Genomic DNA, 25,341 nt, shown 5'->3' with positions numbered 1-25,341 from the left:
GCGCCCGCTCAGATGGTGTTGGCGCTCATCCCGCCGGAGATGGTCAGGGCCTCGCCGTTGAAATGCCTGCCCCGCTCGGACACCAGCATCAGCAGCGCGTCGGCGATCTCGTCCGGCGCGATCAGATCGGAATTCGGCGGACCGGCCGCGAACATCGCCGCCACGTCCTCCTTGGTGGGATTCTCCAGGTTCGGCAGCATCATTCGATACATCGCCGGATTCTGGATCATCGGGGTGTCCACGCCGCCGGGCAGCAGCGCGTTGACCGAGATGCCGTACTCGACCACCTCCAGCGACAGCGACTTGACCAGCCCGATCACGCCCCACTTCGCCGCCGCGTAGTGGCCGGCGTTGCGCACGCCCATCCGGGCGACGATGGACGAGGTGGCGACGATGCGGCCCCAGCGGCGTTCGATCATGTGCGGCACCACCGCGCGGAAGCTGTGGAAGACGCCGGTGAGATTGATGTCGATCATGTCCTGCCACACCTCGTCGTCCATCTCGGCGATCACCGAGTTGGAGGCGATGCCCGCGTTGGCGACCAGGATGTCGATGCGGCCGAAGTCGTCGATGGCGCGCTGGGCCACCGCGTGCATCTCCGTCTGACTGCGCACGTCGGCGATGAGCGGCACGCAGCGGCGGCCGGTCTCCTCGACCAGCTTCGCCGTCTCGGCCAGATCGGCTTCCGAACTCATCGGATACGGCACGCTCGCCACCTGCTCGGCGATATCGCAGAGCACGATGTCCGCGCCGGCCGCCGCCAGCGCCACCGCGTGCGCGCGGCCCTGACCTCGGGCGCCGCCGGTGATCACCGCCACCCTGTCGTCGAGATTCCCCATATCGGGCCCCTCACCAGATCGGTATTTGTTCGGCCGAACCCATGCTTGCACGCGGGAATGACGTGAAGCTGTCGTTTACGTTCGTATTGTCCAGAACTACACACGAAACGTTCCGGGCCGATCCAGCGACGAAGGGAGTGCGCAGGCGCGCGTCCCAGCGCGCCCACAATGGTCCCAGGGGGCCAGATGACCGATTGTGAGTACTTCGCCGTGGATCTCGACCAGCTCGTTCGACCTCTCGACCACACATCGACCGACTACGACGCGACCGTGGCCCGCTCGATCGACAGCCCGCGATTGCGCAGGCTGCTGTACACCGCGGTCGGGCTCTCGAACGACTCGATCGACCTCCTGTCCACCATGAGCGATCGACTGCGGGCGGTCGAGGGCATGCTCATCCGCGATCCGCTCGATTTCTGACCGGGTTCAGGCGGTCCGGCTGGTAGCCGTGGCCCGCCCGAGCGTGGCCGGAATCCGTTGATAGCCACGGAGATTGACCAGCCCGCGCCGCTCCGGGCGGCCGGTGAGGCGCAGTTCGGGGAACCGCTCGTACAACGCCGACAACGCGACAACGCCCTCCATCCTGGCCAGGCTGGCGCCGAGGCAGGAGTGCACCCCGCTGCTGAACGACAGGTGCTCGCGGGCGTTGGCCCTGGTGACGTCGAAGACGCCGGGGTCGGCGAAGACGGCCGGATCGCGGTTGGCCGCGCCGAGCAGCAGCGAGACCAGCTCGCCCCTGGCGATCGCCCGACCGGCGATCTCCGTGTCGCACAACGCGGTTCGGGCGGTCATCTGCACGGGGCTGTCGTAGCGCAGGATCTCCTCGATCGCGCCGGGCCACCGGTCCGGTTCGGCGCGCAGCAGGTCGAGCTGATCCGGGTACTGGTGCAGGGCCATCATGCCGTTGCCGATGAGGTTGACGGTGGTTTCGAAGCCGGCCCCGGCGACCAGTGCGACGGTCGACTTCAGTTCGGGCATGGTCAGGTTGTCGCTGGCGGCGAGCTTGCTCAGGATGTTGTCGCCGGGGTCGGCGCGCAGCCGGGCGATGTGCCCCTCGGCGAAGTCCTCGCTCGCCCGCAGGGCCGCGGTGGCGCGACGGAACGCGCGCCAGGTGATGCCGACATCGAGCAGCGGCGCGCCCGCGTGCCCCATGTCGAGCATGTGGAACTGGTCTTCGCTTGGCACACCGAGGATTTCGCAGATGATCGCGACCGGCAGGCGGCCGGCGAAGTCCTCGATCAGGTCGGCGTCCCGGCGGGTGGCCAGGCCGGTGAGCAGTTCGCCGGTCACCTCGACGATGCGGTCGTGCAGGCGGCCGACCGCGCGCGGGGTGAATTCCTGCGCGACGAGCTTGCGATATCGGGTGTGTTCCGGCGGGTCGACCATCAGCATCGACGGTGGTTCGACCGGGCTGGCCAGCTTCGGGTCGGTCGCGCGCAGCAAGCGCCGCATCGGGCCCGGGAGGTCCAGGGTCTCCGGCGGCGCGACGCCGAAGTTTTTGTCGCGCAGGATCTTCCGGCACACTTCGTGATCGGCGGTCACCCAGCCGAGCGTGGTGCGCACGATCGGGCCCTGCGCGCGGATTCGATCGCCGAACGGGTACGGGTTCGCGCCGGCCCGGTAGCCGGTGAGGATCTCGGCGAACGGATCACCGCGGCGCGCCCGCGTTCTGAGGTAGGCGCGCGGTGCGGCGTGCAATATCGCCCAGCGAATCCAGCTCTTCATTTTCGGCCCCCGCCTGTGGTCTCGAGCACTTCACGTTACGCATCGAGGGGTCGCGGCGCAGCGGCCCTCGGTCGCAGACACTCCTGATACCCAGGGCGCATCATTACGGCGGTGAGCGTTCGGCCGCAGAAGCCCAGTTGGCGAACCATATTCGGCGCGCCGGGGCTAACCTTCGGCAAAGTCGATCTAGGGGTGGCGTGAGACCGCTGTCACATGGTTTGGTTGATGCAGGCCGGTGGCGCCGGCCTTCAGCTGGACGGCGGTTCGGAAGGTGGCGGCGGCTGTGAGTGTGACGCAGACCGAACAACTTCAGGCGGTACGACCGTATCCGCGGCGGATGGGGCCGAAGGGCTCCTACATCTGGAAGATGATCACGACCACCGATCCGAAGGTGCTCGGGATCATGTACCTGGTCACCGCGATGTCGTTCTTCTTCATCGGCGGCCTGATGGCGCTGCTGATGCGCGGCGAGCTGGCCAGGCCGGGAATGCAGTTCCTGTCCACCGAACAGTTCAATCAGCTGTTCACCATGCACGGCACGCTGATGCTGCTGTTCTACGCGACGCCCATCGTGTTCGGTTTCGCGAATGCCGTGCTGCCCTTGCAGATCGGGGCGCCGGACGTGGCGTTCCCGCGGCTCAACGCGTTCAGCTACTGGCTGTACCTGTTCGGCGCGACCATCGCGACCGCTGGCTTCATCACCCCCGGCGGCGCCGCCGACTTCGGCTGGACCGGATACACGCCGCTGAGCACCTTCGAGCACGCCCCCGGCGCGGGCGCCGACCTGTGGATCATGGGCCTGATCCTGTCCGGGCTCGGCACCATCCTCGGCGGGGTCAACATGATCACCACGATCATCTGCCTGCGCGCGCCCGGCATGATCATGTTCCGGATGCCGATCTTCACCTGGAACATCCTGATCACCAGTATCCTTGTGCTGCTTGCATTTCCGATCCTGACCGCGGCGCTGTTCGCGCTGGCGATCGACCGGCATCTCGGTGCGCACATCTACGACACGGCCAACGGTGGTGTGCTGCTGTGGCAGCATCTGTTCTGGTTCTTCGGGCATCCCGAGGTGTACATCGTCGCGCTGCCGTTCTTCGGCATCGTCACCGAGATCTTCCCGGTGTTCTCCCGCAAGCCGCTGTTCGGTTACAGCGCGCTGGTGTACGCGACCATCTCGATCGGCGCGCTGTCGGTGGCGGTGTGGGCGCATCACATGTATGCGACGGGAGCGGTTCTGCTGCCGTTCTTTTCGCTGATGACGTTCCTGATCGCGGTGCCGACCGGGGTGAAGTTCTTCAACTGGATCTTCACCATGTGGCGCGGGCAGTTGACCTTCGAGACGCCGATGCTGTTCTCCCTCGGGTTCCTGACCACCTTCCTGTTCGGTGGGCTGTCCGGGGTGATCCTGGCCAGCCCGCCGCTGGACTTCCACGTGACCGACTCGTATTTCGTTGTGGCGCACTTCCATTACGTGTTGTTCGGGACCATCGTGTTCGCGACGTTCGCCGGGATCTACTTCTGGTTCCCGAAGATGACCGGCCGGATGATGGACGAGCGGCTGGGCAAGTGGCACTTCTGGACGACCTTCGTCGGCTTCCACACCACGTTCCTGGTGCAGCACTGGGTCGGGGCCGAAGGGATGCCGCGTCGCTACGCGGACTACCTGCCGAGTGACGGTTTCACCACGCTGAACACGATCTCCACCATCGGCGCGTTCATTCTCGGCGGCTCGATGCTGCCGTTCATCTGGAACGTCTTCAAGAGTTACCGCTACGGGGAGGTGGTCACCGTGGACGATCCCTGGGGTTACGGCAACTCGCTCGAATGGGCGACCACCTGCCCGCCGCCGCGACACAACTTCTACGAGCTGCCGCGGATCCGGTCCGAGCGGCCTGCGTTCGAGCTGCACTACCCGCACATGGTCGAGCGGATGCGGACCGAGGCGTACGCAGGCTGGGGGTCCGGCCATCGGTCGGCGATGCTCATCGAGGATCGCGCGGCGGCCGAGGAGCGGGACGGCGCGGTCGACGAGACCACGCCGTCGCTGGAGAAACCCAGCGGGGCCGAGCCCAGCGCCGAGTAGTTGTTGCCGAACCGGCAAAGAAGTTTGCCGTTATGGTTGCGGTCGAGGCATCGTGGTTTCCATGACCGAGACACATACCCACGGCGGTGGCGGCAAGCACACTCAGGCCGGTAGCGGCGATACGGTGGAGTTCTGGGAGAACTTCTACCAGGAGCGGGAACAGGTCTGGTCGGGTTCGCCCAACTTCCTGCTGGTCCGCGAAATGGAGTCGGCCCCGGCGGGTTCCGCGCTCGACCTCGGGTGCGCCGAGGGCGCCGACGCGATCTGGCTGGCCGAGCGCGGCTGGAAGGTCACCGCGGTCGATGTCTCCGAGACGGCCCTCGCCCGCGCCCGAGCCCGCGCCGCCGAGCAGGGCATCACCGACATCGACTGGCAGCGACACAACCTCTACGAAACCTTCCCCACCGGCACGTACGACCTCGTCACGGCCCAATACCTGCACTCCCCCGTCGCCGAGATCGACGAGCGCGAGGAAATCCTCCGCCGCGCCGCCGCGGCCGTGGCCCCCGGCGGACAACTCCTGATCGTCGGCCACGCCGAATGGCCCTCCTGGGTCGAAACCCCGCCCCACGACGTCCACTTCCCCACCACCGCCGAGGTCCTCGCCACCCTCGCCCTCACCCCCACCGAATGGACCGTCGAAACCGACGCCCTCGCCGAACGCGACCACACCGGCCCCGAGGGCCAACCCGGCGTCCGCCGAGACAACGTCCTCCGCATCCGCCGCCACTGACCCCACACCACAACCGAACCCCACCCGGCCGCGCGATCACACCATCCCCAAACCCCCGATTCGCGGATCGTTGGGTAGGTGGGGTCAGTGGAGGAGGCTGTAGACGGCGGAGAGGATGAAGCCGTGGGGGCCGGTTTCGCAGTGGACGGTGCCTTGGTAGCCGACGCCGCAGGTGGTGTTGGCGAAGGTTACTTTGTGGCCTTCGGGAAGGATTTTGGCGCCGTCGGGGTGGGTGAAGGTGGGGTGGTCGGCGGTGACGAAGTGGGCGGGTTCGAAGACGGAGGCGCGGATCTGGTTGGTGCCCGCGGGTGCGTCGAGGGAGACCGCGTCGCAGCCTACGGGGCCGCTGTTCCAGTGGAAGCCGCAGTTGCGGCCGTCGGGGGTGCGGAAGTAGAGGCCGCCGCTGTGTTCGGCGTCGGTGGCCAGGTATTCGGTGTAGTCGACCGGGGTCCAGTCGTCCAGGCCGCCGGTTTGCGCGGCGGCGGGGCCCGCGGTGATGGCCACGGCCGCGGCAAGGGTCGGTAGTACGAGCAGGTGCGCGCGCTTGAACATGATGGTCCTCCCTGGTCGGCGTCCTGCGGTCGTTGCAGTGCAGCGCGGATGCGGCGCCGGTTGATAAGACTTTCGCGGGCGCGGACCGCGGCGTTAACCGCGTTGCCGAACGCGCACCGGCGACACCGGCGGCCACACCACGGATATGCGGAGGACGTGGCGGATCACCGATGGAAGGATGGTGCGGCGGACGCACGCTACACCGAGCGCTGAGCTGGCGACGCATCCCCACGACCGCCCGAGGAGGGCCACGATGACCCGGATCGCACTCGCGGCGCTGCTGAGCTTGACCGTCTTGGGAACGGTGTCGGTCGGCGCCACCACCGCTGTCGCACAACAGCTTCGGCCCGAACGATTCTCACTCACCGTGCGCCCCACCGTGCGCGACGCCGGCACCACCTACACCATCGACGGCAGCGGCTGGGCGCACGACGCCACCGTGCACGTCTACGTCGACGGCTGGACCCGCGCGCCGAGCACCCGGAGCTGGGGCCAGGCCTACACCGACGCCAGGGGCAGCTTCCACCTCAGCCGCTTCGAACCGTTCGACCCTGGCGAACAGGGCAAACTCCAACTGTCCGTGGTGGATCCGGACACCGGCCACCGCAGCACCACCCCGATCAGCCTGCGCTGACCTCGTCCAGGCGGAACACCCGGCGCGCGTTGCCGGACAGGAACAGCTCGCGCACCTCGTTGTCCAGCGCCAGATCATCGAGACCGGCGAGCGCGCGATCCGGCGTGATCATCGGGAAGTTGGTGCCGAACAACACCTTCTCCCGGCCGTGTTCGCGCAGATAGGCCACCAGTTCCGGCGGATACCGGCGCACGGTGTAGGCCGAGGTGTCGATGTGCACGTTCGGGTATTTCGTTGCGACCGCGATCATTTCGGTGGTCCACGGGTAGCCGATGTGGCCGCCGACGATGACCAGGTCGGGAAAGTCGAGGGCCACGTCGTCGAGGTACGGGATCGGCCGCCCGGTCTCCGAGCCGCGCAGCGGCCCGGTGTGGCCGACCTGGGTGCAGAACGGGATGCCGAGTTCGACGCACTCGGCGTAGAGCGGATAGTAGCGCCGGTCGTTGGGCGGCAGACCCCACAACCACGGCACGATGCGCAGCGCCTTCATCCCCAATTCGCCGACCGCGCGGCGTAACTCGCGCACCGCGGCGACCGGCTTGCGCAGATCCACCGAGGCCACACCGGCGAACCGGCCGCCGGATTCCGCGACGAACGAGGCGACCTCGTCGTTGGAGATCAGCACCCCCTCGGGCCCGTACCAGGCGCTGATCAGCGCGATATCCACGCCCCCGGCGTCCATCGCGGCCACGGTCGCGGCGACCGGCGGCTGCTCGGTCGGCAGCGGCGCACCCCACCGCCGCAGCGAATCGAACATGTCGTGCTCGACCATCCGCATGGTCGGATGCTGCGCCCACGCATCGATGATCGTCATCGCCACTCCCGCCGATCGGTCGGTCAACACAGCTCACGCTAGCCAGGCCGGCGGCACGGCCTGCCGGGTTCCGCCGAATTCACGGGCGCGATCGAATTCGCCGAGAATTCCTGGGTGACCGGCGCACCGAATGGGTACTTGTTCTCTACGCCGGATCAGCGCCGACCGGCCCGAGCCAACTGGCCCGGGTGTCCGCAGCGCAACGGCGCGGTGCGGACACCCCTGGCCGGCCCCACGCTCACAGCAGATACCCAGCTCGCTCGCAGCTCGGCCAGCGGTAGCGCGGCGATCATGGGCGCATGATCGGCACACCTCTCGCGCGACCCGCGCGGCAATCGAGCCGGCCATGAACGCGCGCGCCAGGCTGTCGCGCCGGGTGGCGTCCGTTCCACTGCGGATCGGGCTGGTGATCGCGCTGCTCGTGCTCACCGCGTCGGCGCTCATCGCCTCGGGAGCCGCGGTGACGTCTGCCTTGAGTCAGTCGCTGACCCAGCGGACCGACGAGCAGCTGTTCGACGCGGCCCGCGGCTGGGCGCAGCCGCGGCAGATGAAGCAGGTGCGGACGAACGATGGCACACTGCAATGGGTTCCGGCCGATCTGCCCGGCCCGCCGCCGCAGACCCGCTCGGCCGCCGAGCAGCCGCGCCGCTTCTTCGAGTTGCACCGGAGTGCGAGCGGCCAGGTGCTCTTCGAGGTGCCCGGCGGCGGAAGTGCCTCGGGTATACCGGATCTCAGTGCGCAGTCCGGTGACGCGCCGACGACGGTCGGGTCGGCCGACGACTCGTCCCTGCACTGGCGGGTACTGACCACCTCGAACCAATTCGGCTCGACCACCATCGCCTTGCCGCTGACCGACAATCAGGAGACGGTCTCGCGCCTGATCTTCTTCGAGATCGCCACCGGCACTATCGCTTTGGTCGCCTTGGGGGTGGTCGGTTACCTGGTGATCCAGCGCAGCCTGCGGCCGCTGCGCGAGGTGGAGGACACCGCGGCCGCCATCGCGGGCGGCGACCTGCATCGCCGGGTTCCGGTGCGGGGCGTGGACACCGAGGTCGATCATCTCGCCCGCTCGTTGAACGAGATGCTCGCCCAGATCCAGTACGGCGTCGCGGCCACCGAGGCGTCGGAGGAGGCGGCGCGCCGCTCCGAGGCCAAGATGCGCCGGTTCGTCGCCGACGCCAGCCACGAGCTGCGCACGCCGCTGACCACGATCCGCGGCTTCGCCGAGCTCTACCGGCAGGGCGCGAGCACCGACGCCGCCATGGTGGTCGGGCGGATCGAGTCCGAGGCCGAACGGATGGGCTTGCTGGTCGAGGACCTGCTGCTGCTGGCGCGACTGGACGAGAAGCGCCCGCTGGAGCGCAAACCGGTGGATCTGCTGACCTTGGCCGGCGACGTCGTGCACAGCGCGCAAGCCATGGCCGCCCGGCACCGGCCGACGCCCGGCGCACCCGAACGCCGCATCGGCGTGGTGGTGGACCCGGGCGAGGGGACGATGGACGTGATCGGCGACGAGCCGCGGTTGCGTCAGGTGCTCACCAACCTGCTCGGCAACGCCGTCGCCCATACGCCGCCCGAGGCCGCGGTCATGGTGCGGCTCAAGCCCTTTCGCGACGAGGTCCGCGTCGACGTGATCGACTCCGGCCCGGGTTTGTCCCCGGATGCCGCCGCTCGCGTGTTCGAGCGCTTCTATCGCACGGACAGCTCCAGGACGAGGGCGAGCGGCGGCAGCGGGCTAGGTCTGTCGATCGTGCACGCGCTGGTCGCCGCGCACGGCGGGCGGGTCACGGTGCAGAGCACACCGGGCGAGGGCGCCGTCTTCACCGTCGTGCTGCCCCGCGGGTCTGCCGTCGAGACCGTGAACTGACTGTCGCACAAACGATCTCACTTCGTGACGGCACGGTCGCCGCACCGGCACGTCCGGCGGTCAACGCCGGGCAGGCACGAAGATGTCGCCGAGTGGGTCGCCGGTCGGCACGGCCCCCTCTTCGATGTACCACTCCCAGTGCATCATTCGGCCCAGGATCGGGGTCGGCAGCCGGAGCAGGATCTTGGCGAGCGCGGCGAAGGTACCCGGTCCCTCGACCATCGAGCGGTGCGCGGCGACAGCGGCTTTGCGCTGCGCCGCGTACCTGCGCACATCGATACGGTGGGTGATCTCGGAACCCGAACTGTACAGCGAATCCAGGGTGGAGGGGCCGACGCGGACCCGCAGCATCCGGAGGAAACGCACGGCGCGAGCGGCGTTTTCGCGTGGCATGGTGGCGTCGAGCACCCGCGGCACCCCGGCCAGTTCGGCGGCCCGCGAACCGACCTCGTGCACCCGCACGTGATCGCGATGCCCGTAGCCACCGTTGCGGTCGTAGCTCAGCAAGATCTCCGCGTTCTCTTCGCGCAGGATGGCGGCAAGCCGCTCGGCCGCCTCGTCCACCTCGGCCCGCAGGAAGCGCACCCGGTCGGGCGGATCCGCGAACAGCACGGCGCCGTGGCCGCTGTCGGCGTAACCGAGGTGCGCCACCCTGGCGACGCCCAACTCCGCCGCACTGGCCGCCAACTCGGTCAGCCGCAAGGCTTTTCGACCGTCGAGCGCCGCCATGTGCCCGTCGGTGGCCACGACGATCACCGTCCGATGCCCTGCCGCGGCCGCCGCCGCCAATGTCCCTCCGGTGAGCAGGGTTTCGTCGTCCGGGTGCGCATGAAAGGCCACAACGGTCACCATCGCCCCAGTCTGGCAGCAGGTCGCCCGCTCGGCCAGGCGAGCGCCACGCGGCGGTCGGCGCGTCGCGCACCGCTGTGCCGGCCGGTCCGGCGCGGCGAACCGATGCCCGCGCGGGACGGGGGTCAGCCGCGCAGGATCAGCAGGAACAGCGCTTTCTGCAATGTGTCGAAGATCCGACCGACGGTGATCACGAAGTCGACAGTGCCCATCATCACGGCCTCTTTCCTGGAGCACGGCAAGCCCCGATGCATCGATTCAAGACCCGGTGCCAGGAATTAGGAAGGGCAACGCTTCATCTGCGGCGAAATCGGTGCGCTACATCCCGACACATTCGATGATCGGCGCGGGATAGTCGGCGGGATCGATGTTCTCGCGCCACGGCGTGTGCACCGCGGCACCGGGAATGTGCGCCAGTTCGGGCAGCCAGCGGCGCACGTACTCGCCCTCCGGGTCGTAGCGCTTGGCCTGGCGCAGCGGGTTGAGCACCCGGTTCGGCCGGGTATCGGTGCCGGTGCCCGCCGCCCACTGCCAGTTGAGCTGGTTGTTCGCCAGATCGGCGTCGACCAGCCAGCGCAGGAAGTGCTCGGCGCCGATCCGCCAGTCGACCTGCAGCGACTTGGCCAGGAAGCTGGCGGCGATCAGCCTGGCGCGCCCCGGCATCCAGCCCTCGGCGAGCAGTTGCCGCATGGCCGCGTCGATCACCGGGTAGCCGGTGCGTCCTTCCTTCCATGCCTCGGCGGCTTGCGGATCGTCGCGCCAGGCGCTCGGCCGGGGCCGGTAGTCCGACCACGCGGCCTCCGGCCGGGCGGCCAGCAGTTGATGATGGAAGTCGCGCCAGGCCAGCTGCCGGGCGAAGGCATGACCGCCGGGCGTCGACATGTCGACCCGGCGCACCAGGTCCACCGGCGACACGCAACCGAAGTGCAGATACGCCGACAGGTGCGAGGTGGCGTCGGCGGCGAGATCGTCGTTGCGCTCCTCGTACTCCTCGATCGGCCCGGAAAGCCAGTCCCGCAGCACCTTTCGCCCTGTGGTCTCGCCGCCGACCGCGAGCTGCGGCGAGGTCGGGCCCGCGCACATCTCGTCGGCTTCCGGTAGCGGATCGCTCGCCACCGGCGGCATCGTGAGTTCGCGCGGCTTCCCGAGCGTCTTGCGTTGATGCGTCTCCGCCCAGCGCCGGAAGTACGGGGTGAAGACGGCGAAATGGTCGCGTCCGGTGGACGGGACGAGTTCCGCCGGGTCGGCCGCCGTGATCGTGGACGCGTGCACGTGCAACAGGCAGCCGCGCTGGTCCAACCGTGCGCGCAACGCCCGCTCCCGCCGCTGGGCGTACCTGCTCACATCCGCGGCGATGTGCACACTGTCGGCATGCACCTCGGCCGCCACCCGCTCGACTTCGGCGACCACATCGCCGCGCCGCACCACCAACCGGCCACCGATCGCGCGTAGCTCGTCATCCAGCTCGCTCAGGGCCGCGGCCAGGAAGCGCGCGCGGTTCGGCGCGGCGAAACGACCGGCCGCGATGGCCTCGTCGACGACGAAAAGCGGTACCACCGAGGCGCCTTCGCGATGCGCCGCGGTGAGCACGGGATTGTCGTGCACCCGCAGATCACGGGTGAACAGGGCGATGGTGACGGTCATCTACTCCTCTTCGCGGGGTGAAGTGGCACCGCCGGCGTCCATGAGGGTGGCGCCACGGCGACGTGGGCGGCTCAATGCCCGGCACCGTAGACGCGACCCTCGCGGGCGCCGGGGCAGGGGTCAGAGCGTGCAGAGCGGGGCGATGTCCGACCGGCCGCCGGTGGTCGGCGAAATCAGGTACAGGCACGGATCCTGGCCTGCCGCAACGATTTCCGCGCGCACCCGCGACCATTCGGCCGCGTCGAGCATCGGCGCGCGGGCGAGCACGAAGCCGGAGGTGCGGCCGGGATCGGTGACCAGCGCCCACGAGTAGTCCGGGCCGAGGGCGGTCACGATGTAATTGGTCGGCCCGTCGATCCGGTCCTGCGTCGGCACGCCGGGGAAGCTGACGTGCAACTGCGCGCCGGTCATCCGGTCGTTGATCGTTGCGGTGCCGGTGATTTCGTTGTTCATGTTCGACCAGGTGGTGCAGGTGTTGCGCACCGAGACGTTGCCTTGCGGGTCGAGCGCGTAGTTCGCCTGGGTGTCCCGGGCGCAGACGAGGTTGAAGTACTGCGGCACCGCCGCGAGCTGATTCCAGGTACCGAGATACCGGTTCAGGTCGAGCGAGGGCACCGGCGCGGGCGCGGCGATCGGGGTGGGTGCTGCCTGAGCGCTGCCCGGTGCCAGCACCGCGACCGCGGATGCGGCCAGGGCAACCAGCAGGCGAACAGGGAACCGCTTCGTTCGAGATGTCACGCGAACTCCTCGGAAATCGACGATAGTGGTAATGCTAGCGGATAACGATGCACGATTGATGCATACCCTCGATTTCCAGGAGGAAACGGTGACACTGCCTTGGCTGCCCAGGCTCGCGGGCGCGCTGACCGCGGGATACGGCGTAGCGGTCGCGGCCCGGCCCGCGGTGCTGCTCGGACCGTGCGGCTGGTCCGACGACGATCCGGCCCTGCGCGCGGTCGCCAGAATGGTGGCACTGCGTGACGTCGCGTCCGGGCTGGCCATGCTGGCGGCGCCGACCACGAACGCGCTCCGGCTGGCCATCGCCGCCCGGGTCATGGCCGATCTGTCCGATGCCACGGTGCTCGGCCTGGCGCTGCGCGGGCGGCCACAGCGCGGCAAGGCGATCACCGTCGCGGCAGGCTGGGGCCTGCTGTGCGGCGCGACCGCGGCCACCACCCGGCGGAGCTGACCGGCGCCGGACACCCGGCGCGACGCGCAATCGCCCGGGCATAGTGAAACGGGCGGACCGGAACAGGCAGAATAGGACGATGTCCGCCGGTTCCGCTCCTGTTTCCGACGCGGCCGGCTACACGGTCCGCGCGGTTGCCGAGCGCCTGGGCATCCCCACCGCGACGCTGCGCAGCTGGAACCGCCGCTATAACATCGGCCCGCCGCAGCACCGACCTGGCAAGCACCGGCTCTACACCGAGGCCGACATCGCGCTGCTCGGCCGGATGCTGACCTTGATTCAGGACGGCGCGAGCCCGGCGGGCGCGGCGGCCGCGCTGCGCGGACCCACGCCGCGGCTCGGCGACCGGTTCCCGCTGCTGGCGGCGGCGTTCACGCTAGAGACGCGCGCGGTCTCCGACTATCTGGAGGCGCACTTCCGCGCCTACGGCGTGGTGGACACGTGGGATCGGTTGTGCCGCCCCGCGTTCGGCGACATCGTCGCGCGCCAAGGCGCGGGCGAGAGCTGCATCGACGTGGAGCACCTGCTGTCCTGGTGCATCACCTCGGTGCTGCACCGCACCAATCCGCCGCCCGACGCGCCGGCGCCGCGTCCGGTGGTGCTGGCCTGCACCAGCGGCGAGACACACGCGCTGCCGCTCGAGGTGCTGCGCGCGGCGCTGGCCGAGCGCGACGTCGGCGCGCACATGCTCGGCGCGGACGTACCGACCAGCGCATTGACCGACAGTCTCGGGCGCCACGATCAGCCCGCCACGGTGATGCTGTGGTCACAGCAGGAATCGACCGCGCTGAGCTCGGCGGTGCGGGTCTGTCTCGACGCGGGGTCGCGGGTGCTGGTCGGCGGACCCGGCTGGGATTCGGTGATCCTGCCCGACGCGGCCGAACGGGTCGCGAGCCTGCCGGACGCCGTCGATCAGCTGAGCTGACCGCGCGGATCCACGCCGGATCCGTTTTCTCGCCGCGCGAGCAATCCGCCGACGCCACCTAGGCGAAATCCTTCCCGAGGTCGACGACACCTGACGTCCGGCAATCCGGCCGGCGCTGCCTACCCGACGGATCGCGCGTTGCCCTCGTCATAAAACGATGCATAATCGACGCAACACACGGAACCGCACGGCGTGTCGGGACGGCACCGCCGCCCGGTCGCTCGACCGCGGTGGCAAACCGCCGGCCACTCCACTTTCGGGTGGCCGGCGACGAGGAGGAACAGATGGGCGAGCACACCGAGCCGGCCGCGGATGGAGTCCGGCGGGTCGCGGTGATCGGCAGCGGCGTGGCCGGGTTGACCGCGGCCTGGGTGCTGTCGGGGTCCACCGAGGTGACGCTCTACGAGGCCGACCACCGACTCGGCGGTCATGCCGACACCCACGAGGTCGCGGGCCGGGACGGCGCATCGATCGGCGTGGACACCGGGTTCATCGTGCACAACGACCGCACCTATCCGACGCTGCTGCGGCTGTTCGGCGAGCTGGGCATCGCGACCCAGGAATCGGATATGAGCATGTCGGTGCGCTGCGACGGCTGCGGCCTCGAATACGCGGGCGCACGCGGGGCCGGCGGATTGTTCGCCACACCGCGATCCCTGGTGCGTGGCCGCTACCTGCGCCTGCTCAGCGAGGTGCCCCGATTCCACCGCCTGGCCCGTGCCGAACTGACCCACACTGCCGAAACCGGCCGCACACTGGCGGAATTCGTGTTCGCGAACGGCTTCTCCGACTACTTCGTCACGCACTTCCTCACCCCGCTCGTCGCGGCGGTGTGGTCGTGCGATCCGGGCACCGCACTGCGATATCCGGCGCGGTACCTGTTCACCTTCCTCGACCATCACGGCATGCTGACCGTGTTCGGCTCCCCCACCTGGCGCACCGTGACCGGCGGTTCGGCCACCTACGTCCGCGCGGTCGCCGAGCGTCTGCACACCGTGCGGACCGGCACACCGGTGCGGGCGGTGCACCGGCTCCCCGACGGTGTCGCGGTGCGCGATGACGCGGACGAGGTAACGATGTTCGACGCCGTGGTCATCGCCACCCACCCGGATCAGGCCTTGCGGATGCTCGCCGAGCCGACCGGCGCGGAGGCCGAAATCCTCTCCGCCATGCCGTACTCGGTCAATCACACGGTGCTGCACACCGACGCTTCGGTGCTGCCGCGCGCCGCACGGGCGCGGGCGTCCTGGAACTACCGGCTGCCGTCCTGCACGGCACGGACGGATCGGGTGCTGGTCAGCTACGACCTGACCCGGCTGCAGCGGCTCGGCGCCGAGCCGCGCTACCTGGTCACCCTGGGCGACGAGGATCGCGTCGATCCGGGGCTGATCATCGATCGGATGGTCTATCAACACCCCCGCTACACCCCGGATTCGGTCGCGGCGCAGCGCAGGCTCGGCGAGATCGGCTGTGCGCGAGTGGCGTTCGCCGGCGCCTATCACGGCTGGGGGTTCCACGAGGACGGCGCGCTTTCCGGGTTGCGCGCCGCCGAGCGGCTCGGTGCGCGCTGGACGGCCACACCCGTCGCGGCAGTGCGCACGTCGTGAACACGACCGCACAGATCGTGCGCACGCGGATCCACCACGTGCGCCTCGCCCCGTTACGGCACGAGTTCAGCTATCGCAGCTACAGCTGGCTGGTCGATCTCGACGACCTGCCGAAGCTGCCGCGCTGGTTGCGCCCGCTCGCCGGTTTCCGCGCCGCCGATCACCTCGGCGACCCGGGCCGCACCCTGCGCGCGAACGTCGACGACTATCTCGCCGAACAGGGCATCGATCTGCGTGGCGGCCGCGTCCTGATGCTCGCCAACGCGCGGGTGCTCGGGTACGTGTTCAACCCGCTGACCCTGTTCTGGTGCCGGGACGACACCGGCGACCTGGTCTGCGTCATCGCGGAAGTGCACAACACCTACGGCGGGCGGCACCGCTACCTGGTCCGCACCGACGACCACGGCGTCGCGACCGCCGCGAAGAGCTTCTACGTCTCCCCGTTCAACGAGGTCCGCGGCGAATACCGGATGCGCCTGCCCGAACCCGCCGACCGGCTGCGGGTGGCCATCACCCTCGTCGATGACCAGCCGATTTTCGCCGCCTCGATGACCGGGCGTTGCCATTCGGCCACCGTCCGTACCATCCTGCGCGCGACAGTGGCGGTACCCCTTGCCCCACTTGTGGTCTCGGCGCTCATTCGCTGGCACGGCGTGCAGCTCTGGGCGCGCGGCCTGCCTCTCGTTCCCCGCCCTGCCCAGCACTTCGAGGAGTATTCGCGGTGAGTATTCAAACGCATGTCACAGAATCACCCTCGGCGTACTGGCCCGACGTCGAGCGGGTGCCGACCGGTGCCCGCGCCGCGATCGCCGCGGCGGTGGCGGACCGGCTGTTCCGGCGGGCCGTCCGCACGCTGCCGCTGCGGGTGGAGTATCCGGACGCAACGGTGCTCGGTAGCGGCGGGGCGGACGCGCCGCGGCTGATCCTGCACCGTCCGGCCGAGTTCGCCGCCCGGCTCGGGGTGGGCGGGCTGATCGGCTTCGGCGAGTCCTACATGGCGGGTGACTGGTCGGCGCCGGACCCGGCCGCGACGCTCACGGTGTTCGCCGCGCACATCGACACGCTCGTTCCGGCGCCGCTGCGCGCGCTGCGCCGGCTCTACGTCTCGAAGCACCCGGCCGCCGAGCGCAACAGCGAGTCGAACAGCCGGAGCAACATCGCCAGGCACTACGACCTGTCGAACAATCTCTTCGAGCTGTTCCTGGACGAGACGCTGACCTATTCCAGCGCGTTGTTCCCGGCCACCGCGCCGCCGCCGCGCTGGGCCGATCTGGCCGCCGCGCAGCAGGCCAAGATCGATCGGATACTCGACCGCGCCGGTGTGGGTCCGGGCACCCGGCTGCTCGAAATCGGCACCGGCTGGGGCGAATTGGCGTTGCGCGCGGCCGCCCGCGGCGCGACGGTGCGGTCGGTGACGCTGTCCACGGAGCAGCGCGCGCTCGCGCTGAATCGCATTGCCGCCGCAGGGCTTTCCGAGCGCGTCAGCATCGATCTGCTCGACTATCGGCAGGTGCGTGGCGAATTCGACGCGGTGGTCTCGGTGGAGATGATCGAGGCGGTCGGCTACGAGTACCTGGAGACGTTCTTCGAGACCATCGACCGGGTGCTGGCGCCCGGCGGGCGTGCGGTGATCCAGGCCATCACCATGCCGCACCACCGCATGCTGGCCACCCGCAACACCTACACCTGGGTGCAGAAGTACATCTTCCCCGGCGGCTTCCTGCCGTCCACCCGGCTGCTCGCCGATGTGGCCGGGCGGCGCACCGAACTCGTTGTCCGCGAACAACTGTCGATGGGCGAGCACTACGCGCACACGCTGCGGCTGTGGCAGCAGCGGTTCAACGCGCGGGCCGACCGGGTCGCGGAACTGGGCTTCGATCCGATCTTCCGGCGGATGTGGCGGCTGTATCTGGCGCACGCCGAGGCCGGATTCCGGTGCGGCTACCTCGATGTGCACCAGATCCTGCTCACCCGCTGACCGTCCGGGTCAGCGGCGGGCGCGGCCGAGCAGATGACGCAGCGCCGAGCCGAGATCCGGTGTGCGGAAACGATGTCCGGCCCGGTCCAGGACGGCGGGCACGACACGCTGGCTCGCCGCGGCGAGTTCGCGCGCACCCTGCTCGCCGAGCAGCAACGCCGGACCGAACTCGGGCACCGGGACCAGCGCGGGCCTGCGCAGCACGCCGGCCAGGATGTGGGTGTATTCGCTGTTGCGCACGGGTTGCGGGGCAACGGCATTCACCGGGCCGGACAGGGCGCCGTCCCACAGCGCGCGATGGTAGATGTCCACCAGATCGTCGATGGCGATCCAGGACAGCCACTGCTCGCCGTCCCCGATCCGGCCGCCCAGGCCGGTGGCGAACAACGGCCGCAGCAGGCGCAGGGTGCCGCCGCGCGGCGATTGCACGATGCCGGTGCGGATCTTGACGACCCGGACCCCGGTGGCGGCGTCGGCGGCGGACTCCCACGCGTCGACCACGTCGGCGAGGAAACCGTCACCGCGCGATGCGTCCTCGGGCAGGCGCTCGTCGCCGCGGTCGTAGCCGTAATAGCCGACGGCGGACGCGCTGACGAAGGTGGGCACTCCGGCGCGAGCGGCCAGCGCCGCGAGCCGCTCGGTCGGTCCGACGCGGCTGTCGAGGACGGCCTGTTTGTGTTCGTCGGTGAAGCGGCCGGCGATCGACGCGCCCGCCAGGTGCACCACCGCGTCCACCCCGTCGAGCAGGTCGGGCGCGGGATCGTCCGGGTTCCATTGCCGCTCACCGGATTTCGGCGCGTGCCGGACCAGGGAGAGCACCGTGTGCCCGCCGGTGGTCAGGAACGCGGTCAAGGCCGAGCCGACCAGTCCGGACGCCCCGGTGACCGCGATGGTCTTGGCCGTGAAGCCCGCTCGGGCCGCGTCGGCGTGCGCGGCCAGATCGTCGGCGAGCTGGCGATAGCGGTAGTCGAACATCGGGCGCAGCACGAAGCCGGGGACCGGCGTCTCGACCCGGTCCAGCACCCGGGTGTGCGTGTCGTCGACGACCTCGAAATCGTGGATGTGCCGCCAGCGCAGCAGCAGGCCGGCGGGCAGCGAGCCGAGACCGTCGACGGCGATCCGGTCGACGAATCGTTGCGGCGGGTCGTAGCCGCTCGGATCGTGCTTCGCCACCCAGCGCAAGCCACCGGGCAGGCCGAGCACGGCCTTGCCGTCGGCCAGCGAAGTGGCCTCGGTGAGCACCGCCGCGGGCTGCCATGGCGGCGCGAGCCGCGCGAACGCGCCCGGCCGGGTGTGCCAATCGAAGACCTCGGACCGGGGTGCCGCGACGACGCTCGAACACTCGATGCCCATGCCTCGACTCTAGCGAGGTACCGGGCCAATGCAACGTTCATGCATCGTTATTGCTCTGCGATGCGGACAGACAGGAGAATTGCTCCATGACCGATGCGTCCGGCGCGCCCACCTTTCTCGACACCCTGCTCGACCGGACGATCGTGCCGGGCTACAGCCGTCTCGGCCTCCTCCTGCGCCGCCGCGGCTGGCCCGCGGACGACCCGCGGCCGGACGCGCTGCGCGGGCGCACGGCAGTGGTGACCGGCTCGAATTCCGGTATCGGCAAGGCCATCGCGGCCGGGTTGGCCGGGCTCGGCGGCACCGTGCTGCTTGCCGTGCGCGACCGTGAGCGGGGCGAGCAGGCCTGCCGGGATATCCGGAAAGCCGATCCGGCGGCCGACGTCTCGGTCACGGTGTGCGATGTGTCCGACCCGAGTTCGGTGCGGGCCTGCGCGACCGAACTCACCGATCGGCTCCCGAGCCTGGATGTGCTGATCCACAACGCGGGCGTGCTGCCGCCCCGGCGGCTCGAAACCGCCGAGGGACACGAGATCACCCTGGCCACGCACGTCCTCGGGCCGCTGCTGCTCACCGAGCGGCTCGTCCCGCTGCTCGGCGCCGCCGACGGATCGCGCGTCATCCTGATGTCCTCGGGCGGCATGTACGCACAGCCGCTCGCGGTCGAGGATCCCGAATACCGGCGGGGCCGATACTCCGGCACCACCGCGTACGCACGCACCAAACGCATGCAGGTCGCATTGACCCCACTGCTCGCCGAACACTATGCGCCGCAGCATATCTCGGTGCACAGCATGCATCCCGGCTGGGCCGACACTCCCGGCGTCACCTCGTCGCTGCCCGGCTTCCATCGACTGATGCGGCCATTGCTGCGCACTCCCGAAGAGGGCGCCGACACCGCGATCTGGCTCGCCGCGACCTCGGCCACACTGCCCTCCGGCCGGTTCTGGGCCGACCGCAAACAGCGCCCGGAGCACTACCTGCGCCGCACCCGGTACCGCCAGGACGAGGCCTGGCGGCTCTGGCGATACTGCCGGGACGCCGCCGGAATCGCCGTCGGCTAGGCCGATCGGGCGGTCGCGGCCGCGATCCGGCAATTGAAACTTGTTCTACCATGGGACGAGTCATCGTCGACATCGGAGGATTTGCCATGCCGCTGGAACCCTCGGCCGCCGAGCTACTGACGGCCGTCCAGGCGTCCCCGCGCGCGGTCGCCGTGCACGACAAGTCCGCGTGGGTCGACCTGTTCACCGCAGACGCCGAGGTCAACGATCCGGTCGGCGCCCGCCCGCACGTCGGCCGCACCGCCATCGAGGCCTTCTACGACACCTTCATCGGCCCCAACGGCATCGTCTTCCGGGTCGAGCGGGACATCGTGGCGCCGCCGACGGTGGTGCGCGATCTGACCATCGAGACGACCATGTCGACCGGCGCGCGGGTCTCGGTCCCGATGCACCTGCGCTACCAACTGACCGAGCAGAACGGCGACTGGAAGATCGCGCGCCTGGCGGCACACTGGGAACTGGGCCCGATGATCGTGCAGTTGTTGCGCACCGGCCCCAGCGGACTCGGCGCCGCGCTGCGCCTCGGACCGCAGCTGATCAGCAACCAGGGCTTCGACGGCGCGCTCGGCATGCTGCGCGCGCTCGGCGGGATCGGACGAACCGGTCGCCGGGTGACCTCCCGGCTGTTCGCCGCCGCGGGCAGCACGGACATCGTCCGCGTGCGCGGGCTGCTCGGCCATTACGCCGTTGTCGAATTGCCGGCCGGCACACCGGTTTCGGTGGAGGAGTTCACCAATCGGGCCCGGAACATGCGCTGGGGCAAGCTGATCGCCGCCGGGCGCACGGTCACCGCTTCGGTCCGGTTCGGCGACACCCGCGGCGTCGCGTTCGTCGAATTCGCCGAGGGCTCGCCGAATATCGCCGCCCTCCGCTTCTTCCTCGACAACGGCTGAGCGGCTGCCGGACAGGCGAATCCGGGCGATGCTCGAGCATCGCCCGGTCACGCTCAGGTGAGCTGTACCGACTTGATCTGCGCGGCCGGTTCCGGCGCGAGTTCCCGGTGTTCGGACCAGCCGGGCGGGCCGAACACGTAGCCGAGGCGGCCACGCCAGGTGTCTGCGCCGCGGACGTCGCGGACGAGCCCGGCCAGTTCGTGGTAGTTGACCTTCAGCGGGTTGTCGGTGCCGATGTTCTTGGTGAGGCCGTAGCGGATGGGTTCGGATTCCGCGGCGAAGCTGCCGAACATCCGATCCCAGATGATCAGGATGCCGCCGTAGTTGCGGTCGATGTAGGGCTGGTTAGAGCCGTGATGGACGCGGTGGTGGGCGGGGGTGTTGAACAGGAACTCGATCGGGCGGCCCAGCGTGCCGACCCGCTGGGTGTGGATCGGGAACTGGTAGAGCAGGCCGACGCTCTGCAACAGGAAGATCATCCACACCGGGAAGCCGAGCAAAGCCGCAGGCACCCAAGCCATTCCGCGCAGGACGTTGGCCACCGGATGCACCCAGGGCAGGCGGATCGCGGTGGACAGATTGAAGTGCTCGCTGGAATGGTGCACGCTGTGCGCGGTCCACAGCAGCCGGACCCGATGGTCGGCGCGATGCGCCCAGTAGTAGCAGAAATCGGTGACCACCAGGCCGAGCACCCACACCCACCAGGACCTCGCGGACAGGTGCAGCGGGGTGATCGCGGCGGCCGCGACCACGGCGGAGAACGGAATCAGATACTGGGTCAACGGTTTCGCGAGCCGGCCCAGGGTGAAGGTCGCGATGTTGGACGCGGTGTCGCGCGCCGATCCGCCGTTCGCGGGCCGGTCCGGATCGCGGCGATACGCGATCCACTCCACCAGCATGAACAACGCGAAGGCGGGCAACGCATAGGTCAGCAGTTCCACTCGGTCCACGTGATCTCCTCGGATCGTCCGGCGTCGGATGTCGACGCTACGGGCGATGGCCTGGGTAAACATCGCGCCGCCGAGGGATTCGGCGTCCCCCGCGCGGGGGACGCGATCGGGCCCGGCGGCGGGCAGAGTTGGCGGCAGCCCGGTGGCCGATCTGGCTAGGATCGCCCGCGACGGCTCCGACAATCCGAAGGCGGTGGCGAACTGTTGGATGTGAGCAGGTCGCTGGCCCGCCAGTCGCTGGTGGTCGCGACGGTGGCGGCGCTGATCGACGCCGTCGCGATCGGCGTGTGCGGCATCTTCGGCGTCGCGCCGTGGTCGACGGTGGCGGTGCTGGCGGGCATCGTGGTCGTCGATCTGGCCCTGGCCGCGCCGCCGCGCACGGCCGGCCCGGTCGCGGTGGCGCAGGTGCTGGTCCGGCTGCTGGTCACCGGGCTGTTGCAACGGCACGGCTTCGACGGGCAGTTCGCCGGCGTCGGCCTGCTGGTCGCCGGCTACCGGACCGGCGCGTGGCTGGCCGGCCCGAAATCGGTGCTGACCATGCTCGCGCTGTGCGGCGGAGTCGCGGCGGCGCATCTGTTCTCGCGCGATCACGCCGGGCACGACTGGCGGCTGCTGATCGCCTCGACGACGGCGGCGGGCTGTGTGCCGTGGCTGGTCGGCCGGTACACCGCGGCGCGCGGCGCCTACATCGCCGACCTGGAGCAGCGCGAGCGGCTGCGCAGGCAGGAGCATCAGGTCGCGGTGGAGCGGGCGGTGACCGACGAGCGGGCGGCGATCGCGCGGGACCTGCACGATGTCATCTCCCATCACGTCAGCGCCATCGGCATCCACGCGGGTGCGGCGCGAATGGCCATGGCGGACAGCGCGAATGACGCGGCGACCCGATCGCTGGCGGCGGTGGAGTCGAGCAGCCGGGCCGCGATGGTGGATCTGCGGCGACAGCTCGATCTGCTGCACGGCCGCGACGACGAGGGGCAGCGCCAGCCCGGGCTGGCCGATATCGACGGGCTGGTCGAGCACGTGCGCGCTGCCGGATTGAATGTCGAAGTGGCCGTTTCCGGTTCGGTGGTCGAGTTGCCGGAGTCGTTGGACGTCACGGTGTATCGGATCGTGCAGGAGATGCTGACCAACGCGCTGCGGCACGGGGACGGCGAGCATGCGCGGCTCGCGGTGGTGTATCAGCCGAACCGGGTGGTGTTGCGGGCGACCAATCCGATTCCGCCGAGACCGTCGGTCAGCGATACCGCGGTCCCGCGGGGACTCGGCGGGATCCGGCGGCGCACCGAGCTCTTCGACGGCGATCTCGACTACGGTCCCGACGCGTCCGGAACCTCCTGGCACACCACGGTTTCCGTGCCGATCGGCGGGTCCTGACCATGCCGATCCGGGTGCTGATCGCCGACGACCACAGCATGTTCCGCTCCGGCCTGCGGGCGGTGCTCGACAGTCAGGCCGATCTCGACTGTGTCGCCGAGGTCAGCGACGGACGGACGGCGATCGCCGAAACCGCGAGGCTGCGACCGGATGTCGCGATTCTCGACGTGCGCATGCCCAAGCTGGACGGGCTCGCCGCGACCGAGGCCATTGTCGCGGCGGGCGGCACGCACGTCCTGGTGCTCACCACCTACGACAGCGACGCCAATCTGTATCGCGCGTTGCAGGCGGGCGCGAGTGGGTTCCTGCTCAAGAGCCTGCCGCCGGAGGAACTCGTCGCCGCCATTCGCATCGCGGCGCGCGGCGACGCGCTGATCGATCCGTCGATGACCCGCCGGCTGGCCGCGCGCTTCGCCGCCACCCTCGCACCGCCGCACACCCCGCCCGAGGTCGGGCAGCTCACCGCGCGTGAGCTGGAGGTGCTGCTCCTGCTCGCCGACGCGCGCAGCAATGCCGAGATCGCCGCGCAGCTCGGGGTCGGGGAGGAAACCGTGAAGACCCACGTCTCGCGGGTCCTCGCCAAACTGGGTGTGCGTGATCGCATCCACGCGGTCGTCTACGCCCACCAGCACGGCCTGGTGGCCCGGAGGCCGCCCGGATATCGCTGATCAGCGGCCTGCCGCGCGGGCGGGGACGGAACGCGGCACGCCAGGCCGGGGTCGCACCGAATCCGGCTGATCGGACGTACGGTTAACCAGACTGGCTGGTCTTCTTCCATGGATGGAGCGCTTATGCGTAGGGATCGCCCCCGAGTCGTTGTCCTGGTTGCCGCCTGCGCGGCGCTGGTTTTGTCCGGAGCCGGCGTCGCGGGCGCTCAGGACATCGGCGATCAGGCGCCCGGCGCTCGGGCGATCGAGAAGCCCGTTACCCGTGCGCTGATCCAGCAGGCACGGCAGCGAGCCGCGAGCGCTCGTGCGCGGGCCGCGGCCGCCGACCGCGCCGCAGCCCCCGGCGCGAAAACCGATCGCAAGGCGAAGGCAGGCAGCCCGCGCGCGACCATCCACACCGGAATCGACAGCGCGACGAAGGCCGCCGAGGCCGCCTCGACCGCCGCCACCGCCGCACAGGCCGCCGCCGACGCGGCCAAGGCCGCCCTGGCCGCCGTGCTCGCCACCGAGGAGGCGACCAACAGCTTCCTCGGCGCGTTCGAGGCCGATCGGGCCGCTCGGGCCGCCGACCAGGCCGCCGCCGCTCCTGAGAATGTCGAACTGGCCAATGCCGCCGCGGCGGCGGAGAACAAGGCGGTCAAGATGACCACGCGACGAACCGATCTGGCCGTCCCGCCGATCAAGCAGAGATAGGAAGGGCCGGCGCCGAAACGCCGGCCCTTCCTTCACCTTTCGGGTACCTCCGACTACGCGCCTGCCTGCGGTTCGGCGACGGTCGACGGGTCGATGACGCCGAACGCCTCACCCTGCGGGCCTTGCAGCACGCTCATCCGGCCGAATGGGCTGTCGTGCACTCCCATCAGGACCGTGGCACCCAGCTCGGTGGCCTTGGCGACGGACGCGTCGGCGTTGTCCACCTGGAACCAGGTCAGCCAGAACGACGGCGCGTCGCCGGGCGTCTTGCTCGCGTCGTTGACGCCGCCGACCGGAGCACCGTCCTGGGTCAGGCCGAAGGTGGAGTAGACGAAGTTCTGTCCGTCACCGATTTCGGTGTAGTGCCAACCGAATACGGCGGAATAGAACTCCTGCGCCTGCTTGTACCGATCGGTGTGCAGTTCGTTCCAGCAGTACGCGCCGTCCTCGTTGTAGATGCCGGCACCGGTGTGCGCCTTGGCTTCCCACACACCGAAGATCGCGCCGATCGGGTCGGCGGCGACGCACATGCGGCCGACGTCGAGCACGTCGAACGGCGCCATCAGCACCGAACCACCTGCCGCCGTGACCTTCTCGGCGATCGCGTCGGCGCTGTCGGCGGCGAAGTAGGTGGTCCACACCGAGGGCATGGTCATGCCGTCGGGCTTGGGCCCGATCCCCGCTGCAGGCCTGCCGTGGCGTAGCGCCATCAGATAGCCGCCCGCGTCCGGCGGGCTATCCACGATTTCCCAGCCGAACAGCTCCGCGTAGAACTCACGGGCCCGCGCGGTGTCGTCGACCTGACTGTCGACCCAGCAGGGCGTTCCCTGCGACCAGCTTCCGTCGTGCGTAGGCATATCCGTGGCCTCCTGACCTCGGTGTACTGAAGTGCGGCCGGACG

The 25,341-nt window shown here is 69.7% G+C and carries 25 protein-coding genes; 15 read left to right on the top strand and 10 right to left on the bottom strand.

Going from position 1 to position 25,341, the window contains the following annotated elements:
* Window positions 1-8: 8 nt before the first annotated feature.
* Window positions 9-839 (bottom strand): mycofactocin-coupled SDR family oxidoreductase, encoded by an 831-nt coding sequence (locus ACFQ9K_RS28075; RefSeq protein ID WP_378723477.1) that lies wholly within the window; start codon window positions 837-839, stop codon window positions 9-11.
* A 186-nt stretch (window positions 840-1,025) separates the two neighbouring features.
* Here ACFQ9K_RS28075 and ACFQ9K_RS28070 point away from each other — a divergent pair, with 186 nt between their 5' ends.
* Entirely contained in the window at window positions 1,026-1,259 is a 234-nt protein-coding gene (locus ACFQ9K_RS28070) for a hypothetical protein (RefSeq protein WP_378723476.1), read from the top strand.
* A gap of 6 nt (window positions 1,260-1,265) precedes the next feature.
* On the opposite strand, the gene ACFQ9K_RS28065 is transcribed toward ACFQ9K_RS28070, so the two are convergent.
* Window positions 1,266-2,564 (bottom strand): cytochrome P450, encoded by a 1,299-nt coding sequence (locus tag ACFQ9K_RS28065; RefSeq protein ID WP_378723475.1) that lies wholly within the window; start codon window positions 2,562-2,564, stop codon window positions 1,266-1,268.
* Window positions 2,565-2,901: 337 nt separating this feature from the next.
* Here ACFQ9K_RS28065 and ctaD point away from each other — a divergent pair, with 337 nt between their 5' ends.
* Window positions 2,902-4,653 carry a cytochrome c oxidase subunit I gene (gene ctaD, locus ACFQ9K_RS28060; protein ID WP_378723487.1) on the top strand — a complete coding sequence of 584 codons (1,752 nt, stop codon included), beginning with the start codon at window positions 2,902-2,904 and terminating at the stop codon, window positions 4,651-4,653.
* A 61-nt stretch (window positions 4,654-4,714) separates the two neighbouring features.
* A complete protein-coding gene (locus tag ACFQ9K_RS28055; RefSeq protein ID WP_378723474.1) occupies window positions 4,715-5,386 on the top strand; it encodes a class I SAM-dependent methyltransferase in 672 nt (223 codons plus the stop codon).
* Between the two features lie 84 nt (window positions 5,387-5,470).
* On the opposite strand, the gene ACFQ9K_RS28050 is transcribed toward ACFQ9K_RS28055, so the two are convergent.
* On the bottom strand, window positions 5,471-5,938 hold the full coding sequence (locus ACFQ9K_RS28050; protein ID WP_378723472.1) for a hypothetical protein: 468 nt from the start codon (window positions 5,936-5,938) through the stop codon (window positions 5,471-5,473).
* Window positions 5,939-6,191: 253 nt separating this feature from the next.
* Here ACFQ9K_RS28050 and ACFQ9K_RS28045 point away from each other — a divergent pair, with 253 nt between their 5' ends.
* The gene (locus ACFQ9K_RS28045; RefSeq protein WP_378723471.1) at window positions 6,192-6,572 is read left to right on the top strand and encodes a hypothetical protein; all 381 of its coding nucleotides are present in this window, start codon (window positions 6,192-6,194) and stop codon (window positions 6,570-6,572) included.
* On the opposite strand, the gene ACFQ9K_RS28040 is transcribed toward ACFQ9K_RS28045, so the two are convergent.
* The gene (locus tag ACFQ9K_RS28040; protein ID WP_378723470.1) at window positions 6,559-7,386 is read right to left on the bottom strand and encodes an amidohydrolase family protein; all 828 of its coding nucleotides are present in this window, start codon (window positions 7,384-7,386) and stop codon (window positions 6,559-6,561) included. The two genes, ACFQ9K_RS28045 and ACFQ9K_RS28040, sit on opposite strands and share 14 nt — an antisense overlap.
* A gap of 346 nt (window positions 7,387-7,732) precedes the next feature.
* On the opposite strand from ACFQ9K_RS28040, the gene ACFQ9K_RS28035 reads away from it, so the two are divergent.
* Window positions 7,733-9,253, top strand: a complete 1,521-nt coding sequence (locus ACFQ9K_RS28035; protein WP_378723469.1) for an ATP-binding protein — start codon at window positions 7,733-7,735, stop codon at window positions 9,251-9,253.
* A gap of 60 nt (window positions 9,254-9,313) precedes the next feature.
* Here the strand turns inward: ACFQ9K_RS28035 and ACFQ9K_RS28030 are convergent, their stop codons facing one another.
* The 3 genes from ACFQ9K_RS28030 to ACFQ9K_RS28020 all read right to left on the bottom strand — a co-directional run bounded on the left by ACFQ9K_RS28030 (window position 9,314) and on the right by ACFQ9K_RS28020 (window position 12,484).
* Window positions 9,314-10,105, bottom strand: coding sequence for a PIG-L family deacetylase (locus ACFQ9K_RS28030; protein ID WP_378723468.1), 792 nt, complete (start codon window positions 10,103-10,105; stop codon window positions 9,314-9,316).
* Between the two features lie 315 nt (window positions 10,106-10,420).
* Window positions 10,421-11,746: a cryptochrome/photolyase family protein gene (locus ACFQ9K_RS28025; protein ID WP_378983791.1), complete on the bottom strand. Its 1,326-nt coding sequence runs from the start codon at window positions 11,744-11,746 to the stop codon at window positions 10,421-10,423.
* A 120-nt stretch (window positions 11,747-11,866) separates the two neighbouring features.
* Window positions 11,867-12,484, bottom strand: coding sequence for a lipocalin family protein (locus tag ACFQ9K_RS28020; protein WP_378726926.1), 618 nt, complete (start codon window positions 12,482-12,484; stop codon window positions 11,867-11,869).
* Between the two features lie 88 nt (window positions 12,485-12,572).
* Between ACFQ9K_RS28020 and ACFQ9K_RS28015 the strand changes: the two genes are divergently transcribed.
* The 5 genes from ACFQ9K_RS28015 to ACFQ9K_RS27995 all read left to right on the top strand — a co-directional run bounded on the left by ACFQ9K_RS28015 (window position 12,573) and on the right by ACFQ9K_RS27995 (window position 17,445).
* On the top strand, window positions 12,573-12,935 hold the full coding sequence (locus tag ACFQ9K_RS28015) for a hypothetical protein (protein ID WP_378726928.1): 363 nt from the start codon (window positions 12,573-12,575) through the stop codon (window positions 12,933-12,935).
* Window positions 12,936-13,014: 79 nt separating this feature from the next.
* Window positions 13,015-13,860, top strand: a complete 846-nt coding sequence (locus ACFQ9K_RS28010) for a MerR family transcriptional regulator (RefSeq protein ID WP_378726929.1) — start codon at window positions 13,015-13,017, stop codon at window positions 13,858-13,860.
* 284 nt (window positions 13,861-14,144) lie between these two features.
* Complete coding sequence (locus ACFQ9K_RS28005; protein ID WP_378983788.1) at window positions 14,145-15,467, top strand: NAD(P)/FAD-dependent oxidoreductase; 1,323 nt, start codon at window positions 14,145-14,147, stop codon at window positions 15,465-15,467.
* Window positions 15,464-16,192, top strand: coding sequence for a DUF1365 domain-containing protein (locus tag ACFQ9K_RS28000; RefSeq protein ID WP_378726009.1), 729 nt, complete (start codon window positions 15,464-15,466; stop codon window positions 16,190-16,192). The genes ACFQ9K_RS28005 and ACFQ9K_RS28000 overlap by 4 nt, the downstream gene beginning before the upstream one ends.
* Entirely contained in the window at window positions 16,189-17,445 is a 1,257-nt protein-coding gene (locus ACFQ9K_RS27995; RefSeq protein WP_378726011.1) for a class I SAM-dependent methyltransferase, read from the top strand. The genes ACFQ9K_RS28000 and ACFQ9K_RS27995 overlap by 4 nt, the downstream gene beginning before the upstream one ends.
* A 9-nt stretch (window positions 17,446-17,454) precedes the next feature.
* On the opposite strand, the gene ACFQ9K_RS27990 is transcribed toward ACFQ9K_RS27995, so the two are convergent.
* On the bottom strand, window positions 17,455-18,798 hold the full coding sequence (locus ACFQ9K_RS27990) for a TIGR01777 family oxidoreductase (protein ID WP_378726013.1): 1,344 nt from the start codon (window positions 18,796-18,798) through the stop codon (window positions 17,455-17,457).
* Window positions 18,799-18,884: 86 nt separating this feature from the next.
* On the opposite strand from ACFQ9K_RS27990, the gene ACFQ9K_RS27985 reads away from it, so the two are divergent.
* Both ACFQ9K_RS27985 and ACFQ9K_RS27980 read left to right on the top strand, forming a co-directional pair.
* On the top strand, window positions 18,885-19,862 hold the full coding sequence (locus tag ACFQ9K_RS27985; RefSeq protein WP_378726016.1) for an SDR family NAD(P)-dependent oxidoreductase: 978 nt from the start codon (window positions 18,885-18,887) through the stop codon (window positions 19,860-19,862).
* Between the two features lie 86 nt (window positions 19,863-19,948).
* Window positions 19,949-20,755: a nuclear transport factor 2 family protein gene (locus ACFQ9K_RS27980; RefSeq protein ID WP_378726018.1), complete on the top strand. Its 807-nt coding sequence runs from the start codon at window positions 19,949-19,951 to the stop codon at window positions 20,753-20,755.
* Between the two features lie 53 nt (window positions 20,756-20,808).
* Here the strand turns inward: ACFQ9K_RS27980 and ACFQ9K_RS27975 are convergent, their stop codons facing one another.
* Window positions 20,809-21,696 carry a sterol desaturase family protein gene (locus tag ACFQ9K_RS27975; RefSeq protein ID WP_378726024.1) on the bottom strand — a complete coding sequence of 296 codons (888 nt, stop codon included), beginning with the start codon at window positions 21,694-21,696 and terminating at the stop codon, window positions 20,809-20,811.
* 219 nt (window positions 21,697-21,915) lie between these two features.
* Here ACFQ9K_RS27975 and ACFQ9K_RS27970 point away from each other — a divergent pair, with 219 nt between their 5' ends.
* From ACFQ9K_RS27970 to ACFQ9K_RS27960, 3 genes are all read left to right on the top strand, one after another.
* The gene (locus ACFQ9K_RS27970; RefSeq protein ID WP_378726026.1) at window positions 21,916-23,079 is read left to right on the top strand and encodes a sensor histidine kinase; all 1,164 of its coding nucleotides are present in this window, start codon (window positions 21,916-21,918) and stop codon (window positions 23,077-23,079) included.
* Between the two features lie 2 nt (window positions 23,080-23,081).
* Entirely contained in the window at window positions 23,082-23,747 is a 666-nt protein-coding gene (locus ACFQ9K_RS27965) for a response regulator (protein WP_378726020.1), read from the top strand.
* 123 nt (window positions 23,748-23,870) lie between these two features.
* Entirely contained in the window at window positions 23,871-24,440 is a 570-nt protein-coding gene (locus ACFQ9K_RS27960; RefSeq protein WP_378726022.1) for a hypothetical protein, read from the top strand.
* 53 nt (window positions 24,441-24,493) lie between these two features.
* Here the strand turns inward: ACFQ9K_RS27960 and ACFQ9K_RS27955 are convergent, their stop codons facing one another.
* Entirely contained in the window at window positions 24,494-25,297 is an 804-nt protein-coding gene (locus ACFQ9K_RS27955; protein ID WP_378726805.1) for a VOC family protein, read from the bottom strand.
* Window positions 25,298-25,341: the final 44 nt, after the last annotated feature.

This window comes from Nocardia sp. NPDC056564 (genome assembly GCF_042793755.1).
GTDB lineage: Bacteria > Actinomycetota > Actinomycetes > Mycobacteriales > Mycobacteriaceae > Nocardia.
This window is presented reverse-complemented; position numbering and strand designations above follow the sequence as displayed.